Source organism: Sphingobacterium chungjuense (assembly GCF_011316935.1).
In the GTDB taxonomy this organism is placed as follows: domain Bacteria; phylum Bacteroidota; class Bacteroidia; order Sphingobacteriales; family Sphingobacteriaceae; genus Sphingobacterium; species Sphingobacterium chungjuense.
Map to the genome: position 1 here is coordinate 1 of NZ_WLYS01000018.1, position 255 is coordinate 255.

Annotated in this window: 2 tRNA genes; both read left to right on the forward strand. The window is 43.9% G+C overall.

The annotated features are described in order from the left end of the window. The first annotated feature begins 48 nt into the window (after positions 1 to 48). Positions 49 to 122 (forward strand) — tRNA-Ile (locus tag GKO22_RS16965). Positions 123 to 149: 27 nt separating this feature from the next. Continuing rightward, positions 150 to 223: transfer RNA gene (locus GKO22_RS16970), tRNA-Ala, on the forward strand. Positions 224 to 255 lie beyond the last annotated feature (32 nt).

A 255-nucleotide genomic window follows, 5' to 3' on the forward strand; every position in this document is an offset into this window, starting at 1 on the left:
ATAGGGGTTCATTCATGTTATTACCGAGGTAGAAAAGAAGATATAGCTAGTCCCGTAGCTCAGTTGGTTAGAGCACTACACTGATAATGTAGGGGTCAGCAGTTCAAATCTGCTCGGGACTACATTAGGATACAAACTTATAATACCACGGGGAATTAGCTCAGCTGGCTAGAGCACCTGCCTTGCACGCAGGGGGTCAACGGTTCGACTCCGTTATTCTCCACTATTTTTAAGTAGGAAGTTATAAGTCAAAAG